The organism is Fibrobacter sp. UWB4 (assembly GCF_002210345.1).
Lineage (GTDB): Bacteria > Fibrobacterota > Fibrobacteria > Fibrobacterales > Fibrobacteraceae > Fibrobacter.
The window spans coordinates 657235-674334 of record NZ_MWQI01000001.1 but is presented as its reverse complement, the minus strand read 5'-3'; the positions used below and the strand labels follow the sequence as shown (position 1 = coordinate 674334).

The following is a 17100-nucleotide window of genomic DNA, read 5'->3' as shown; positions in this document are numbered from 1 at the left end:
AAAAATTATCTAATTTAAAAGCATGAAAACAAAACTTTTACTCTCCGCTCTTTTACTTTCTTCGTTTACGTTCTTCGGCTGCAACAATGAAAAGCCCAACTTTACGGGTTACTGGAAAGGCGAAGCCGACATGATTTTCGAAGTTCTCACCGAAAATAACGTTGATTACACCATCAGAAACGTAAACGGCGACATCACGGCCAAATACGAAGACAACGCTCTCCGTGGCAAGAACTCGCTCAACATGGACATCTTGATGCGCGTGAAAGGCGACTCCGCCTACTATGAATTCGGCGAAGACGAATCTGGCAAGATCGTGACGGGTTACATGAGAATCTCGAAGGACGAATACGACAAGATTTTCAAGGCTCAGTCCGAAGCTAAGAACAACTACAACTAAGTGCTGAAACGCCGGCAAAATGCCGAGCGAGAAGCCCGCGATTTTTAATGCAAGAAACCCCGGTTTTAAAGCCGGGGTTTCTCGTTTTCTTAAAGGAGGTCCCCGCTCGGATGCGGGGATGACAGCGTCAGGATGACGAAGAAATAAGGCGGGGAAGACAACTTAATGCGGGAGTGCCGCAAAATGTATAGATCCTTCGACGCGCTGCGCTTGCTCAGGATGACACGTCGCTGCACTTCTTACTTTTTCAAAGCCGAAAGGAATTCCTTGAGGCGAGTGTCCTTCGGATTGTCGAAGACTTCTTCAGGCGTTCCGTCTTCCTTGACGTAACCGTCGGCAAAGAAAAGAACGCGGTTCGCCACTTCGCGGGCAAAGCTCATTTCGTGCGTCACAACGATCATCGTCATTCCTGACTTTGCAAGGTCCTTCATGATCTTGAGCACCTCGCCCACCATTTCCGGGTCCAGAGCACTCGTTGGTTCGTCAAAGAGAATCGCTTCGGGTTGCATTGCCATAGCACGGGCAATAGCGATACGCTGCTGCTGACCGCCCGAAAGCTGTGCCGGATAATGGTCTGCACGGTCCAAAAGTCCCACGCGCTTCAAAAGTTCACGCGCACGAGTTTCGGCTTCAGCCTTCGAAAGGCGACCGAGTTTCACCGGCGCAAACATGATGTTCTTGAGAGCCGTCATGTTCTTGAACAGGTTGAACTGCTGGAAAACCATGCCAACGCGTTCGCGAATCGAAGGCTTCGAAACATCCTTCGCCAAGATGCTCTTGCCATCCAAAAGGATATCGCCGCTCGTCGGAAGCTCAAGCAAGTTCAGCTGGCGCAAGAAAGTCGACTTACCACAACCAGACGGACCAATAATTGCAATCACGTCACCGCGATGGATATCAAGTGAAATTCCCTTAAGAATCTGCTTGTCACCGTAAGATTTGCAAAGGTTCTTGACCTGGATTAAAGTTTCTGCATTAGCGTTCATTTTTCTTCAACCTCTTTTCAAGTTTTGCAACACAAGCCGAAAGCCCGGCGACAATGATAAAGTAAATAGCAGCCACAGCAAGGAGCGGGAGCATGGCTTCGTAAGTCATACTGCGGATGATATCGCCACCGCGAGTAAGGTCGGTAAGGCCGATGTAACCGCAAATGGAAGTTTCCTTGATGAGCGAGATAAATTCGTTCGTGAGAGCCGGGAGCGAGTTCTTGAACGCCTGCGGGTAAACGATGTAATAAAGCACCGTGCGGAACTTGAGGCCAAGGCTACGGCCCGCTTCGATCTGTCCTGGATCAACGCCCTTGATGCCACTGCGGATGATTTCGGAAACGTACGCGCCCGAGTTGATGCCGAATGCGACAATGGCGACGAGAATCTTGTTGATGTTCACCGACGAGAAGACGATGTAGTAAATGATAAGGAGCTGGATCATCATCGGCGTACCGCGAATCACGGCGAGGTATGCCTTCGCAAACCAATTCAGTACCTTGAAACGACCGTTAAATTCATTGCTCGTGCGAATCTGCGCAATCACAAAGCCAATCATGATGCCAAGGATAGCCGCAAAGAACGAAATCACGAGCGTGTTGCGGAGACCTTCGACAATGAACTTCCAGCGGGAATCCTTCACGAAATTCTTGTAGACATGGTCGCCAAAGCTTTCTTCACTTTCTACAGCTTGGTCACCGCGAACAATCACGACGACTTTCGAGAGCGTGTACGGAGTCGTGAAGTTGATGGACTTCTTGCGTTCTTCGGTAACGGTGAATCCCGAGAAACCGACATCAGCCTTGCCCGATGCGACCGCATTGATAATCGCGTCGAATTCAATGTCTTGAATTTCAACAGTGCGGTTGAGGTAATCGGCAATGTAGTTCACGATTTCGATATCGAGACCGACAATTTTCGTGTTCTCGTAATATTCGTATGGCGGGAATTGAGCGTTGGTCGAAACCACAAGCTTCGGGCCTTCGGTCACTTTCTTCTGATAGTGATAATCGCCCGAACGATAAATGTACGTATTGAAGAGAGAATCGTAAACGCCATCCTTCTTCATTGCTTCAAGCGCCTGGTTCACAGAATCCAAAAGCGCTTCGTTGCCCTTCGCGACAACGCCTGCGTACATTTCTTCGACGAAGACTTCTTCGAGAATGCGGAGCGACGGATTCTGGAGCACGAAAGCCTTAGCGGGCTGGTCGTCACTCATGACCGCGTCAATCTTCCCCTGCAACAACGCTTGCACGGCATCGGCAAGCTTCGTGTAGCGTTCGACATCGATTTTAGCCGTGTCGCCACCAAAGTCCGACGCATAAATATCGGCGGTGTTGCCAATCTGTACGCCCACTTTTTTGTGGCCGAGATCGCTGATGGAATGAACCCTGTTGGGGATGACGGTCTGTTTCTCGCTTTGGCACGATGTGAGTGCGAGCGAGAACAGAGCAATAAGAAGAGGGAGATATAACTTTCGTATCATTTTCTAACCTTAATTAAAAGTTAGTTAAAAGCCGAAAGTTTGGGAACCCTTGTGAGTTTTATTTAATATATCAGCTTCATTTCGTCAATGACGAGTATCGCACCCTTTGTACCCTTGTAATGGTTGCCATCGGCACTCGATGCAAAGACCACGCGGATATGCGTCACGGGTTCGTCGCCTGACCCCTGCACCAAGCCGTTGTTGATGGCGGACTTGTTCGAGGATTCAAGTTTCGTGTTGAACGTCGAAGAATTTTCAATCGGTGAACCAGCGAGCGGCACGCCGTACTGGAGCTTGAGACGGAGCGTACGCATGCCATTTTCGTCCGGTGCCGAGACGCTCACGACATCCGGATTCTCGCGGCCGGAATTATCGGCCTTTGTGGAACGGAACCAAGCAGAGGCGACCAGCTTGTTCACGTCGCTGGACTTGCGGTTGACATTCTTGTCGCCGGTGCGATTTTCAAGAAGGATGTAAATGTCGCAGCTGTCGCCTTTACCTTCGTAGCTGAACTTGACTTCCATGAATTCAGGGCGGGCGTTAAAAGGCTTGCCAAAGTCCAGGAGTTCGTTGCCATCGGGCCATGTCGAAGAACTCGCCATCGAGAGAGTACCGACGCCTTTGGGATTAAAGACCGCCGTGTAAAGGCTTCCGCTTGCCGTTTTTGTAAGAGCAGAACTCGTCTGGATTTTTGCACCAATCATGGAGCCAGACGTGATTTTTTCCGTCGTCGTCAAAATGGTATTGGCATTGCCCCAGATGGAATCTGGCGTGACATCATCACCTTTCCAGGAGTTGAAATTTGAACCCGGCAGCTGATAGCCCGCCTTGACAGTGTACGTTTCAGATTCATCGTTTGCATTCGTGACGGTCACTTGAATGCCAGCACCAAAGTCATAAGACTCACCCACTTCGACATTTGCTGTAGCGCCTTCTGAAAGTTCCATTTCAGAAAGTTCAATCGATGTGAGGTCTGTGCGAAAATCCAGATCGTCCACGTGGAATGTTTTACGATCCTCGTCAAATTCAGCGGATTTGCCTGCGATGGAAAGCGAGAGGATGCGCGGAGCCGGGCTTTCACTTACAGAATCGCTAGAACCGAGCGATTCATTCGCAACGCTAGACGACGATTCAACAGGTTTGCCATCCTTTGAACTGCTAGACCCCAAAGAACTGCTGCTAGACTTGCCGGAACTGTTGCCAGCCGAGCTACTAGAAGCCGCCGACTTTGCCGAGCTGCTGGATGTTGCAGATTTTGCCGAGCTGCTAGATGTTGCTTTTTTTGCAGAACTGCTCGACGTTTTTTTCGCAGAACTACTAGATGTAGCGTTTTTCACAGAACTGCTAGATTTTTCACTTTCAGGGACGTTCAAAATCAACTTCCAAATGGATTTCTTTCCGCTTTCGGAAACAACAACAACATAAACAACATGGCTAGATGGTACTCGGATTTTATCGCCAGGTTTTAAAGCACTCTTTGAATAAGAAACCTTCTCAGCCAAAGAATCAAATTCCAACGAATCCTCAGGAAATTCTTTTATTTTATCATCAACTAAATAAAGCGATGCAAAATGGCTCAAGTCAATATTTTCAACAGTTAAAGAGTCCCAAGTTTCAAGTGATTCAGGCGGCGCAACAAAATCAAATTCCATGCTATGTTCTGCAGAATACACCATGGAAGATCCATCCTGTTCAGCAAATGAAATTTCTTCCAGATTGCGGTAATCCGAGACTCCCAAAGTATCGTAATCCGCAGAGCAGCCATTCAAAAGTACAATAGCGATAAGTCCAAGGAGCGAGAGCGCGACACCTGCGCAATATCCATTTTTCGTATGATTAAAATTTTCAAACAACATCACAAGCTCCTAGAAGAAATACACCAACGAAAAGTCAAGTGCCAACAAGTTTATCTTAAAATTCACAATATTGTACGAAACCTTACTACGGGTTTCATCATTTTCTTCAATCGTCATCCACGAAGAGTTCAGTCCCAAAAGACCTACGGATGTTTCAAACGCCAAACGATCCAAGACCATTATGGAAAGTCCCGGGTTAATACCGAACTTAAATGTCCAGCCGTGATTTTTAGTTTTCGAGACATCTTCACCATCATCCGACTGAGAAATTCCATAGGAATATTCCACAGTAAGAGATGTTTCGTTGAAAAAATAAATTGTCTTGGAATCAAGGACTTTCAAATAATTCTTGAGGAACGGCTGAACAAAAAATCCATTGCTTAAATACTTACGGTGCTGTTTAATATCCGCAAGATCTTCGAGAATCGAAAAATCAACATCGGCATAGGTACGGCTATACCCTACACGGGTGCCAATGGCCATTGCATCACGGACAAAATACCCGCCAAACGCTTCTGCGGTGAAGGTGTAGCCTTCAGCCTTGTAGATATCGCCAAAAATGATATTTAAGGCATCGTCATCAGAGCTACCCTGAAGCAAAAAAAGCGTGGCACCAGTTTGAAAATTCCCGCGATGAATCGCTTCATCTTCTTCAACAGGGAAAAGACTTCCAAGAAGCCCTCCTTTTTTAGCAGGCTTCGGAGAATCGGCATACGAAGCCGAAAATGCAAGCGCGACAAAAGTCAGGATAAAAATGAAAAATTTTGACCTTGATTTCATAAGGTCAAATTTAAAAAATCATAGGAACCAATTATATAGAATTTATATTACAAAAAAATTCCCATACAACAAAATAACATGGAAATTTCTTACAATTTTATTAGGTATTTACTTTCTGAAGAAATTGATATTCAGCCAGCCTTTTTTGCCATCTTTCGAGAGTGCGATACCGCAGGCGACTGTTTTGTAATTGCCCTTCATATTGAGGTAATGGCCAATGTAGGAATAATCCTCTTTTTTGTCGGGATCGCGCTCGCCGCTTGTCACGAGAGCCTTTTCATCTTCCCACATCATCTTAAGGTAGGCATCGGTTGCTTCAGTTGCCGTCCTACGCCATGAAGTGTTGAAATTCGGACCCGAGTTTTGAGCGCCTTCGCCGCAGTTGCCAAAGTGACCGTGAGCCTTGTTTTCAGCGAGGTCATCAGCGGCTTCCTTGTCCGTACAAACCTGCTTTTCTTCGGGTGCAAGCGTCAGCGGGTCAAGATTTTCAGTTGCCCGGTATTCGTTGATTTTAGCAAGGCAATCTTCGCGCCAGGTTCCGCTAAAAAAGGAATTTGCTGTTGAGGACGAAGACAAGCTTTTGACAGAAGACGAACTTTCATCATTAATCACATCTACAGCATTAACGGACGACTCATGACGTTCATCGGAACAACCCGACAAAGCACAAGACATCGCAAGAGCAAAAGATGCGCAAATGGCGTAATTCGCCATACGATCAAACAAATTAAAATTCATAGTAGACCTTAAAAATAACTTTTTTCAAGAAGGAGATGCCCGTTCAAGTCGGGCATGACAACCTTATTTCAATTGAATCCACAAGAAGCCCCCTACAATCCGACCCTACAATTTACTATCTTTGGCGCCATGCTTAATGTTTCTAATGTCAGTCTTCAGTATGGTAGCCGCGTCCTCTTCAAGGAAGTGAACCTTTCCTTCAAGAGAGGCAACTGCTACGGTGTCATCGGCGCAAACGGTGCCGGCAAATCCACATTCCTCAAGATTCTTTCGGGCGAACTCGAACCGAACACGGGTGAAGTCACGAAGGACCCGGGCGAACGTATCGCCGTCCTTAAGCAAGACCACTTTGCTTACGAAAACAACACTGTCCTCGAAACCGTGATGATGGGTTTCCCGGAACTCTACGAACTTGGCAAGAAGCGCGACGAACTTTACGCGCTCCCTGAAATGACCGAAGAACAGGGCATGCAGGCCATGGAAATCGAAACGCGCTTTGGCGAAATCGGCGGTTACGAAGCCGACTCCAACGCAGCCGTGCTTCTCAAGGGTCTTGGCATTCCCGAAGAATTCCACTACAACTTGATGTCGGACCTCGACGGCGGTCAGAAAATTCGCGTACTCCTCGCCCAAGCTCTGTTTGGCAACCCGGACATTTTGCTCTTGGACGAACCGACGAACCACCTTGACTTGGAAACAGTCGGCTGGCTCGAAGACTACCTCGAACGCTTCGAAAACATCGTGATCGTGGTGAGCCATGACCGTCACTTCTTGAACGCCGTCTGTACGCACACTTGCGATATCGACTACGGCAAGATCAACATTTACGGCGGTAACTACGAATTCTGGTACGCAGCAAGCCAGCTCGCCCAGAAGCAGCGCAAGGACCAGAACCGCCGCGCTGAAGAAAAGATCGAAGAATTGAAGGCATTCATCCGCCGCTTCGCATCGAATGCCGCTAAGGCCAAGCAGGCCACCAGCCGTAAGAAGCTTTTGGACAAGATGACCGTCGAAGAAATGCCGGCATCGAGCCGTAAGTTCCCGTGGGTGAACTTCAAGATGGACCGCGAACCGGGCAAGATCGTGCTCGAAGTCAAGAACGCCACAATCGACGGCGGCGACGGCATCATCTGCAAGGGTCTGAACTTCTCGCTCGGCAACCAGGACAAGGTTGCGCTCGTCGGTGAATTCGACACGCTCAAGACCGCGTTCTTCCAGCTCATTGCCGAAGAAACCAAGGCTCCGGAAGGTGTGCTCAAGTGGGGCAACACCATCAGCTACAACTACTTCCCGAAGAACAACGACGCCTACTTCAAGACGGACTTCTCCCTCGTGGATTGGCTGCGCCAGTACAGCAAGGAACAGGACGAAACGTTCATCCGCGGATTCCTCGGCCGTATGCTCTTTACCGGTGAAGAAGCCCTCAAGAGCGCAAACGTGCTCTCCGGTGGTGAAAAGGTACGCTGCATGCTTTCGAAGATGATGCTCTCGAACGCAAACTGCTTGTTGCTCGACGAACCGACCGCTCACCTCGATTTGGAAGCCATTACCGCTTTGAACAACGGCCTCAAGGCTTTCCAGGGTCCGGTCATCTTCTGCTCTCAGGACCATGAATTTGTTCAAACGATCGCAAACCGCGTCTTGGAACTCACGCCGAATGGCATTGTTGACCGCAGCATTACCTTCGACGAATGGCTTGAAAGCAAGAAGACCAAGAAGAAGTAAAAATCATGTTCCACCCGATCCGGCACTTCATCACAATTACCAAGCACAGAAACGAAGTCGTTCGGCTTTGCTTTAAGGCCGGTATCGGGTTGCAGGGACTGTTCCACGATTTATCGAAGTACAGTCCCACCGAATTTATTCCTGGTGCAAAATATTACACGGGCAAGGAATCGCCAAACAACGGCGAACGCCGCGACACGGGCATGAGCCTTGCTTGGATGCACCACAAAGGGCGCAACAAACACCACTTTGAATTCTGGTACGATTACGACATGAAGACAAAAAAAATCGTGCCGATGGACATGCCGGACCGCTACATCAAGGAGATGTTCTGCGACCGCGTGGCCGCCTCCAAGACTTACAACAAGAAAAGCTACACGCAAGAATCTCCGCTCCAGTATTTGACGAAAAGCACCGCGCACGAGAAGATGACGGAGACGACTTACAAGAAATTGTTGTTCTTGCTCAAGAAGCTTGCGACGGATGGCGAAAAAGAAACGCTTAAGTTTATGCGGCATTGCAAAGAACTGCCGACGGAATAACTATATTTAGTCATATCGCGGATGTCCGCGACATTAACCCCGCCCTGCGGGATACCAGAACGGAAAGGCAAATTATGGAACTTGGAAGAATTAACCGCGCACGCGTGGAGTCTATCACCCCGCAAGGTTACTACCTGGAACTTGAAACTGGCGGCAGCGTACTCCTCCCCGGCAACCGCAACAAATTCACGCTTGTCGAAGGCGAAATCATTGACGTGTTCGTTTACACGGATTCCGAAGACCGCCCGATTGCAACGCTTGACAAGCCGCTCGCTCAGGTAGGCGAATTTGCGGTGCTCACAGTCAAGGAAGTCAACCGCGTTGGCGCATTCTTGGACTGGGGTCTCAACAAGGACTTGTTCCTCCCCTTCAAGCAACAGCTCGGTGAATTGCAGAAAGGCGACCGTTGCGTTGTCTTTGTTCTCGAAGACGAAAAGAGCGGACGCATCATCGCCACAGAAAAGATCAAGAGCTTTATCGATCCAGACACAAACGACCTCCACATCGGCCAGCGCGTAGAACTCGCCGCTTACGAAGTCACGCCCGACTACGTCGATTGCCTCGTGGATTACCGCTACACGGGCCGCCTCATGATGACGCCCGGCATGGAACGCATCTACATCGGCGATACGATGCCCGGATTTATCCAGCGTTTTACAAGCGACGGAAAGATTACGCTCAACTTGACTCCGATCGGCTACAAGGGCATGATGAAAAGCGAAAGCCCCAATGCGGTCTTGCAAAAGCTCGAAGAAGCAGGCGGATTCCTCCCCTACGGCGACCACACCGACCCGGAAACCATCCGTCGCGAATTCGGCATGTCCAAGAAGACCTTCAAGAAGATTATCGGGACGCTCTTCCGCGAAGAAAAAATCGTCATCGAAGAAGACGGGATTCGCGCAGTTTAATCCCCTAAAAAGGAGATTCCCGCTCAGAGGCGGGAATGACAGCTGAAAAGCCGCGATTTGCGGCTTTCTTCATTTTCAAGATTCGCGGGATTTAAAGTGTACATTATAAGAAGCGCGGCTCATCGGCCGCGCATCTCGTTTTTTAGAAATTCACTTCGTCGGCGTTGAGCACTTTGAGTTCAATGCGGCGGTTAGCACGGCGGCCCGCTTCACTTGAATTGCTCGCTTTAGGACGGCTCGGGCCATAACCCACAGCAGTCACGCGCTCCGCATCGATTCCCTGTTCGATCATGTAGCTGCGGACACTATTCGCGCGGTCTTCGGAAAGTTGCTGGTTGAGTTCTGCGGAGCCATCGCTACTCGTATGGCCTTCCACCTCGATCTTGGCCTTCGGATTACGTTTCAGCCCAGCAATTGCAGCATCAAGCGTTTTCAAAGAACTAGGAACAAGCTCTGCGCTTCCAGCCTTGAACGTCACACCCGTAAGTTCCGAACGAGTATCGTCAAAGACAACGGAAATTCCCCCCGTGCTAGCCGTACGGGAAACATATGGAGTCTCGCCGCATTCAAACGGGCCGGTCAGGCTTTCGCACAAAATCGTGTAAGTATCTTCACGTGGAATATGGAAACTCGCTTCGCCATACACGTCCGTCGTCACCACCACCTTCTTGCCTTTATTTTGACCTACAAACGTAAGTTTTTTATTTGCATGCGGAACATCTTCGTTGTTCGTATATGTCACATTCAACACAGCGTGCGTCTTATTCGGCGCGAGCTTGCCGGCAGATGCAAAAGAAACAGCCACCATAGCCGAAAGGGCAATGCGGGATATCATTCTCATTCTTGTACTCCTAAAAATGAAGCGTATTATGCGAGGCAAAAATAAAAATTGACAGACATAGTTTCAAATTATCTTTAAATATTTTTTGAAATTTCTAAATTTTTATTGTAAAAAACTTATACGGAGAAACCATGAACTTCAAAAAAATTACAAGTGCTGTTTTGGTTGCAGGAATGTGCTCTGCAGCTTTTGCCGCCGATGGTGAATTCAATCTCAAAGGTAACGTCCAGACTCAGGCCACCAAGACAATTGCTGACCGCGACAACAACTTGAGTTCCTTCTGGATTCGCGCCAACATTGGCGGACTTTATAAAAGCGAAAACTTCGATGCACAGGTGATGCTTCGCATTTTTGCCCCGCAGTTTGGCAATATCAACGTCACAGACGCAACATGGGATAATGACAATCTCAAGACGACCAAGTCCGCACAGGACAAGATTCTCGCAGATCTCTACTGGGCAAACTACAAATGGATTTACAACAGCCACACATTCAACCTCAAGGTCGGTCACTGGAAAACGGACTGGTCCCAGTCCACACACTTCGGTACCTACATCGACAAGGATTTGACGGCACGAGGACTTTGGATGCGCGACTACGCTCATAATGCCCTTGAATTCGGCTGGAAAACGGGTTACTCCAACTTCAACGCCATGATCGCCACAAGAGACAACAAATTCAATACAGGCTACATCCGCATTGAAGAAGATCTCAAGTTCGACTTCCCGCTCGAAGCAAAATTCGCCTACCGCAGCAACGCCATCGATCCACTGCAAAATACAGCAGCCATCACACACCGCATGGCATCTTACCTGAGCTACAAGATTGCTGATCTCCGTCTTTACAGCGAATACGCCTATATTTTCACGCAGGACAATGCGGTCGAAAAAGCGGCCAACAATTACGTCGCTCCTGAATGCAAGTACATGAAACCAGGTGATTCTTACATGCCGTTCTACATCGGCGCAGAATACGCCCCAGAAGAAGGATTCATGAGCAACCTTATGAGCAGCCTCTATGTGGAATGGGAACACATCGGCGACAGAAAGAAGCTTAATGACGGCAAAAAGATTGACGACTGGGCATGGACTGTAGCATGGGCCAAGAAGATTGCAAAGACAAAGCTCCAGTTCAGCGTCTATAGCGGCAATGAAATCAGCGACGTCGGCTTCGCCTTCCGCCTCACGAGCACAATCAAGTAATCGTAAACGCCAAAACGCGCGGGCATATTAACTAAACTGCGCGAAGCTCGCTTAAAGCATTTGAAAAGCCAGGGTACAAACCCTGGCTTTTTTAGTTTTACAGAATCCTTCGCAGTAGCGTGCAAAACGAGAGTCGCGGGCGACTGCTTGCAGGCGCACATGACCGAGTGAAGCCGCTGACGCCGTAGGCGTCAACTCCGAGCTGGGACCCCGCCCGCAAGACTTTCATATTACAAAAAAAGCCTAACCTTTTCGGTTAGACTTTTTTATACCCCTGTGGCGGAAAGTAAAAACGACCAGCCTTTCGGTTGGTCGTTTTTATACCCCTAAGCGGACTCGAACCGCTGTTGCGGGAATGAGAATCCCGAGTCCTGGGCCACTAGACGATGGGGGCAAGTGCGGCACATTATAGCAAATTAAGCGTATTCCGTCAACTGATTTTAGTTAAGAGTTGCAGAGCAGCTTCGCCGCATTTACTAGAATCTAGTTCTTAGCGATTAGCCGTTAGTCATTAGTTGAATGATTTTAGAAAACATCTCTAATGACTACTGACCAATAACCATTAACTAAAGACTAGTCTCTGTAGAAGAGGTCGAGATTGCTCTTGACCGGCGTAGAAGCTTCAAGAGTCGTCACGTAGTCGTTGAAAGCGGTCATCACGCCAAAGCGGTAGGAGTTTTCGACATCCTGCTTGATGGCGTCTTCAACTTCTTCAACAGACGGAGTCTTCTTGGATACGACCTTGACCATCACGGCGCCGTTTTCGGCGACAACCGGAGCAGTCCATTCGCCAGCCTTAGCCTTGCCCACAACTCGTGCGATCTGAGCATTGCCGTAGCCAAAGCCCGGAACAAAGCCGTCAACAGAAGCATTCTTGGTTTCAAGTTCGATCTTTTCAATCTTGGCAGCCGTATCAGCCGGATTCCAAGCCTTGACCTGGGCGGCGACAGAGTTCAAGTAGACTTCGGCAGCCTTGCCAGCCTTCTGCTTGAGGAGCGTTTCCTTGATGTCATTGTAGTAGAGAGCGAGGCTACGTTCGCCAGCCTTAAATGCACCAACCTTCTTGGCAATGACAACCCACTTGTTGTTTCTGAGCACACCAGAAATTTCGCTTTCTTCCTTCGGGAGGTTTTCGTTCGGCCAAGCGAAAGAAGCAAGACCCTTGAGGTAGCCAAATGCAGCAATGTTGCCATCACGAGAAACCCATTCAGAAGTCTTGACTTCAAGACCACGAGCCTGAGCTTCGGTGAGCAAGTCAGAGCCAGCATCGACATCCTTCTTGATGTTGGTGAGGATCTTTTCGAGGCTATCGATTGTATTGGAAGAAGCCGTAACAGTGAGGAGGATGTGGCCAACCTTGACCTTTTCAACTTCACCCTTGGCATTCTTTACATTACCGTAAGACTTGATGATGTGGTAACCGAACTGGGAACGGACCGGTTCAGAAATCTTGCCGGAATCAAGAGCAAAAGCAGCGTCTTCGAACGGCTTCACGTAAGTGCCACGGCCAACGAAATCTTCGCTCAAGATACCGCCCTTTTCAGCACTGCCCGGATCTTCAGAAGAAACGCGAGCCATGTCTTCGAATGTCGTAGCGGAAGAGGAGTCCGTGAGCTGGTAGTAAAGCGTCATAGCGTATTCGCGAATGCTAGCGTCATCAGCGGCAGTAGCTTCGACCGGGAGGGAAACATACTGGAACTGGGCAGCGTCATTCTTAACAAAGAAGCTATCAATATGAGCATTGAAGTAGCCAGCGACCATCACGCTATCCACGGAATTGGAATCCACAACAAATGCAGAACTCGGAGCAACCGCCACCTGCAGTTCGTAATCCGTCATGCGACGTTCAACGCTCCACTTGGCTTCAAGAGAAGTCGGATGGACAGAAGCGCCGACCAGCGTCTGAAGTTGACGAGCCGGAATAGTGTTGTTCTTCATTTCGTCTTCGAGCATGAGCATGGAGTTCCAGCGGTATGCGGCCGGAGTTTCAATCCAAGCATCGTAATCAGCCTTGTTGAAAGTCGTGTCCGTGAGGAACTTCGGCAAAGAGCTGAGGTAAGCCTGAGAGCGCTGGATCAGGTCTTCCTGAGAAGTAGCCTGCTGCTGGATAGCATAGAGGTGAGCCTGAGCTTCCTGGACCAAACGTGCGCGGACAGCATCGGAATTGCGCTTGAACTCGTTCTTGAGTTCGGCAACCGAGGCACTCAGTTCGGCCTTTTCGTACTGTTCAGCAAAGAGAGCCTGACGAACGAAGCTGGAGAACACCTGAGCGCGGAGCTGGGAGTACTGTTCGTCGTCCAAGTGCTGGTTCTGGTACTGATTCTGCACGATCATCTTCACGCGAGAATCAAAGTCCGTGTAAGAAATCTTGGTGTCGTTGACAATGCCGATAGGATAGCTACGTCCCTGATCCGGAACACGGTCCATGGCGAGAAGACCGATGGCGATACCGGCGGCAAAGATCACAATTACCCACTTGGCTTTTTCATTAATCCAGGTTAACATAGAGACAACTCCATTAAAATTTTGTCGCACCGAAAAATAGCAAAAAAAAATGTTTGCATTTTATTTTATCGAAATTACAAGCCAAATATAATGCCGAAAAGCCCTATTTTTTTTGCATCTATAACTATGAATTTCAATAGAATGGATGTTCAAGCAATCTTTCTTCAAAAAAAACTATTACTAAACGCTTTAACGTAATTTTTTTCGAATAAAAATAACAAGTTGTTATCGTTAGAATAAAAGCGTCGGCCAAGGTATTTTCTTCGCAGTAGCGCGCAAAACGAGTGTTGCGACGGGCTGCTTGCAGACCGGCATAACCGAGTGAAGCCGCTGACGCCGTAGGCGTCAACTCCGAGCTGGGGCCCCGCCCGCATAAACTTCTTTCTTGAATTTCAATAAAAATACTTTGCAAGTGAAGCCTATTTTTTCTATTTATTGGACATAAAAAAATACATCAATTCCTTTGGAGTATCTCATGTACGATATTTTGGTTCTGGGTGCCGGCATTTCTGGATTGAGCGCAGCTCTCCACGCGGCAGAAAAAGGTTTCCACGTAGTTATCCTAACCAAAGGAGCAAAACCGGACGGTTCATCAAACTACGCCCAGGGCGGAATCGCTACCGTTACCGAAAAGACAGACAAGTTTGAATTCCACATCGCAGACACTCTCGAAGCGGGAGCCGGCCTCTGCAAAAAGGAACCCGTCAACATCCTCACCAAGAGCGGTCCTTCGACCATCAAGCAGCTCGTCAAGTGGGGCGTCCAGTTCACACCGTCGCCCGAAGACAAGTCGCAGTTCGACCTTCACCTCGAAGGCGGACACAGCCACCACCGCATTTTGCACGCCGCTGACCTCACCGGTAAAGAGATCATGCGCGCCCTCCTCTGCAAGCTTCACGAACAGAAGAACATCAACTACCTTGAAAACTGCTATATCAAGGACTTGATTTGCGAAGGCGAAGGCAAGAACAAGCGCTGCGTCGGTGCAAAGATTATCCACCAGAAGTCTGGAGAAGTCGAAAGCATCTACGCCAAGGCAACAATTCTTTCGACAGGTGGTGCAGGCCGCATTTGGCAGTACACCGTCTGCCCGCCCGACAGCTGTGGCGACGGCATGGCAATCGCAGCCCGCGCAGGAGCCGCCCTCCAGGACATCGAGTTCATGCAGTTCCACCCCACTAGCTTGTACGCACCGAAGTTCAAGAAGCCGTTCCTCATCTCCGAAGCAGTGCGCGGTTTCGGCGGCATCCTAAAGAACGACAAGGGCGAAGAATTCATGAACCAAGTGCATCCGCTGCACTCCCTCGCCCCGCGTGACATTGTCGCTCGCGCGATCCACAGCGAAATGCAGCGTCTCGGCAAGGACCACATGTTTATCGACCTCTCTGGCCGTACGCCAAAGGACATCAAGAGCCACTTCCCGCACATTTATTCTAAATGCATGGATGCAGGCATCGACATCACGAAGGAATGGATCCCGGTCGTTCCGGCAGCGCACTACATGTGCGGCGGCGTTCTCGTCGATACCTGGTCCCGCACCGAAATCAAGGGACTCTATGCTTGCGGCGAAGTAGCAGCAACCGGCGTTCACGGGGCAAACCGTCTCGCCTCGAACTCGCTCCTGGAAAGCGTCGTGTTTGCCATCCGCGCCGTCGATGATATCGAAAAGAGCGGCATCACTAAGGACAAATTCACCGCACCCAAGTCCAAGAAAGAGACCGTCAGCTTCGCAAAGGCTGCCTACTGGAAGAAGCGCAAGAAGATGCTCCAGGACATGATGTGGACGCACTGCGGCATTGTCCGTACCGTTGCTGGCCTCAATCAGGGACTCAAGGTCATCGAAGAACTCCAGAAAGATGTCGATACCGCCATCAAGAACAAAGAAACAGAAAACTTGCACTTCCTTGAATTCCTGAACGCACTCCAGGTTTCCAAGATGATCCTCATCGCCGCCCTCCGTCGCAAGGAATCTCGCGGGCTTCACTACATCCTCGACTACCCGAATCAGGATCCGAAGACGAAGCACCAGAGCATTTACCTGAGCGACAAGAAATAAATCATTTTCTATATAGGGCAGCATGGAAGAGGTCAAGGCAACACAGTCCAGAAAGAAAGTCAAAGATCAGCTTCCGTCTAAAATAGGCGGATACAAGCCAATACAAGCTCTCAATAGCGGAGCCATGGGCAGTCTATGGCTTTGCAGGGACCCGTCCCTCGACAGGCTCGTCGTAGCGAAAAGGCTCAACATCAACCTGAACCAGCAGGACATCTACATCAAGAGATTCCTGCAAGAAGGGAGCATCCTCGCCCACCTGAATCATCCAAACATCATCCAGCCGTATGCCCTCTGGAAAGACAGCGACGGCAATTATACGATGTCGATGGAGTATGTACAAGGTTCAAGCCTCAAAGACTTGCTACTCAGGAACAAGCGACCGCCCATCTGGGTTGTTGAGACCATTTTATACGAACTCCTGAGCGCACTCAGCCATGCCCATAGAAACGGTGTCACCCACCGCGACTTGAAGCCCGCAAACATGATGATTGACAAAGACGGTCGTGTTCGCCTCCTGGACTTTGGCATCGCCCACACGGATACGCCACTCGAAATCGGCAAGGAACTTACGCAGACAGGCTGCATCATCGGTACCGCCGCCTACATGAGTCCCGAACAGATCATGGGCGAAAAGGTCAACTACGCAAGCGACCTCTTTAGCGTAGGCATCATCGCCTGCGAAATGCTCATCGGCGAGAACCTTTTCCGAGGCAAGGACTTCGAAGAAACGCGCGAAAACATCCTCAAGATGAAGTTCAAGCCAGAAGTCTTCCCGAACGATGTTCCCAAGCCGCTCCGCAAGTTCGTCTTGAAGCTGCTCAATAAACGTGCAAGCAAGCGCCCGTCCTCGGCCTGCGACGCCGCCAACGAGCTTGCCGACCTCATGAGGGAATACCCGCGCGACATGACCCCCTACATCGCCGAATGGGCCGATACGGTAAATGAAGACCAACCGGTCGATTCTGTGATGTCTCCGAAGCCGCAAAAAACTACATTTAAGTATGGAATAGGATTTTTACTAGGAGTGGTAGTTGCAGCCATCGCATTTATCGGTGTGCAGTTAGCTATCTAGAGG

Annotated in this window: 14 protein-coding genes and 1 tRNA gene; 7 read left to right on the top strand and 8 right to left on the bottom strand. The window is 49.3% G+C overall.

Annotated features, from left to right (window positions below):
- Window positions 1-22: 22 nt before the first annotated feature.
- Window positions 23-400, top strand: a complete 378-nt coding sequence (locus B7990_RS02835) for a hypothetical protein (protein ID WP_088639521.1) — start codon at window positions 23-25, stop codon at window positions 398-400.
- A gap of 239 nt (window positions 401-639) precedes the next feature.
- Here the strand turns inward: B7990_RS02835 and B7990_RS02830 are convergent, their stop codons facing one another.
- From B7990_RS02830 to B7990_RS02810, 5 genes are all read right to left on the bottom strand, one after another.
- Window positions 640-1386: an amino acid ABC transporter ATP-binding protein gene (locus tag B7990_RS02830; protein ID WP_088639520.1), complete on the bottom strand. Its 747-nt coding sequence runs from the start codon at window positions 1384-1386 to the stop codon at window positions 640-642.
- Window positions 1376-2872, bottom strand: a complete 1497-nt coding sequence (locus B7990_RS02825; protein WP_088639519.1) for an ABC transporter permease subunit — start codon at window positions 2870-2872, stop codon at window positions 1376-1378. The genes B7990_RS02830 and B7990_RS02825 overlap by 11 nt, the downstream gene beginning before the upstream one ends.
- A 62-nt stretch (window positions 2873-2934) precedes the next feature.
- The gene (locus B7990_RS02820; protein ID WP_088639518.1) at window positions 2935-4728 is read right to left on the bottom strand and encodes a PCMD domain-containing protein; all 1794 of its coding nucleotides are present in this window, start codon (window positions 4726-4728) and stop codon (window positions 2935-2937) included.
- Window positions 4729-4737: 9 nt separating this feature from the next.
- The gene (locus tag B7990_RS02815) at window positions 4738-5508 is read right to left on the bottom strand and encodes a DUF3575 domain-containing protein (protein WP_088639517.1); all 771 of its coding nucleotides are present in this window, start codon (window positions 5506-5508) and stop codon (window positions 4738-4740) included.
- 108 nt (window positions 5509-5616) lie between these two features.
- Window positions 5617-6246 (bottom strand): CAP domain-containing protein, encoded by a 630-nt coding sequence (locus tag B7990_RS02810; RefSeq protein WP_088639516.1) that lies wholly within the window; start codon window positions 6244-6246, stop codon window positions 5617-5619.
- Between the two features lie 129 nt (window positions 6247-6375).
- Here B7990_RS02810 and B7990_RS02805 point away from each other — a divergent pair, with 129 nt between their 5' ends.
- The 3 genes from B7990_RS02805 (at window position 6376) to B7990_RS02795 (ending at window position 9421) form a co-directional block, all read left to right on the top strand.
- Window positions 6376-7971: an ABC-F family ATP-binding cassette domain-containing protein gene (locus B7990_RS02805; RefSeq protein ID WP_088639515.1), complete on the top strand. Its 1596-nt coding sequence runs from the start codon at window positions 6376-6378 to the stop codon at window positions 7969-7971.
- 5 nt (window positions 7972-7976) lie between these two features.
- A complete protein-coding gene (locus B7990_RS02800) occupies window positions 7977-8513 on the top strand; it encodes a DUF5662 family protein (protein ID WP_088639514.1) in 537 nt (178 codons plus the stop codon).
- Window positions 8514-8587: 74 nt separating this feature from the next.
- Window positions 8588-9421 (top strand): S1 RNA-binding domain-containing protein, encoded by an 834-nt coding sequence (locus B7990_RS02795; protein WP_088639513.1) that lies wholly within the window; start codon window positions 8588-8590, stop codon window positions 9419-9421.
- Window positions 9422-9563: 142 nt separating this feature from the next.
- Here the strand turns inward: B7990_RS02795 and B7990_RS02790 are convergent, their stop codons facing one another.
- Window positions 9564-10262 carry an OmpA family protein gene (locus B7990_RS02790; protein WP_088639512.1) on the bottom strand — a complete coding sequence of 233 codons (699 nt, stop codon included), beginning with the start codon at window positions 10260-10262 and terminating at the stop codon, window positions 9564-9566.
- Between the two features lie 131 nt (window positions 10263-10393).
- Between B7990_RS02790 and B7990_RS02785 the strand changes: the two genes are divergently transcribed.
- Window positions 10394-11464, top strand: coding sequence for a hypothetical protein (locus tag B7990_RS02785; RefSeq protein ID WP_088639511.1), 1071 nt, complete (start codon window positions 10394-10396; stop codon window positions 11462-11464).
- 321 nt (window positions 11465-11785) lie between these two features.
- Here B7990_RS02785 and B7990_RS02780 read toward each other — a convergent pair.
- Window positions 11786-11858 (bottom strand) — tRNA-Glu (locus tag B7990_RS02780).
- Between the two features lie 179 nt (window positions 11859-12037).
- Window positions 12038-13969 carry a peptidylprolyl isomerase gene (locus B7990_RS02775; protein ID WP_088639510.1) on the bottom strand — a complete coding sequence of 644 codons (1932 nt, stop codon included), beginning with the start codon at window positions 13967-13969 and terminating at the stop codon, window positions 12038-12040.
- Window positions 13970-14444: 475 nt separating this feature from the next.
- On the opposite strand from B7990_RS02775, the gene nadB reads away from it, so the two are divergent.
- Window positions 14445-16025 (top strand): L-aspartate oxidase, encoded by a 1581-nt coding sequence (gene nadB / locus B7990_RS02770; protein WP_088639509.1) that lies wholly within the window; start codon window positions 14445-14447, stop codon window positions 16023-16025.
- Window positions 16026-16047: 22 nt separating this feature from the next.
- Window positions 16048-17097 (top strand): serine/threonine-protein kinase, encoded by a 1050-nt coding sequence (locus B7990_RS02765; RefSeq protein ID WP_088639508.1) that lies wholly within the window; start codon window positions 16048-16050, stop codon window positions 17095-17097.
- Window positions 17098-17100: the final 3 nt, after the last annotated feature.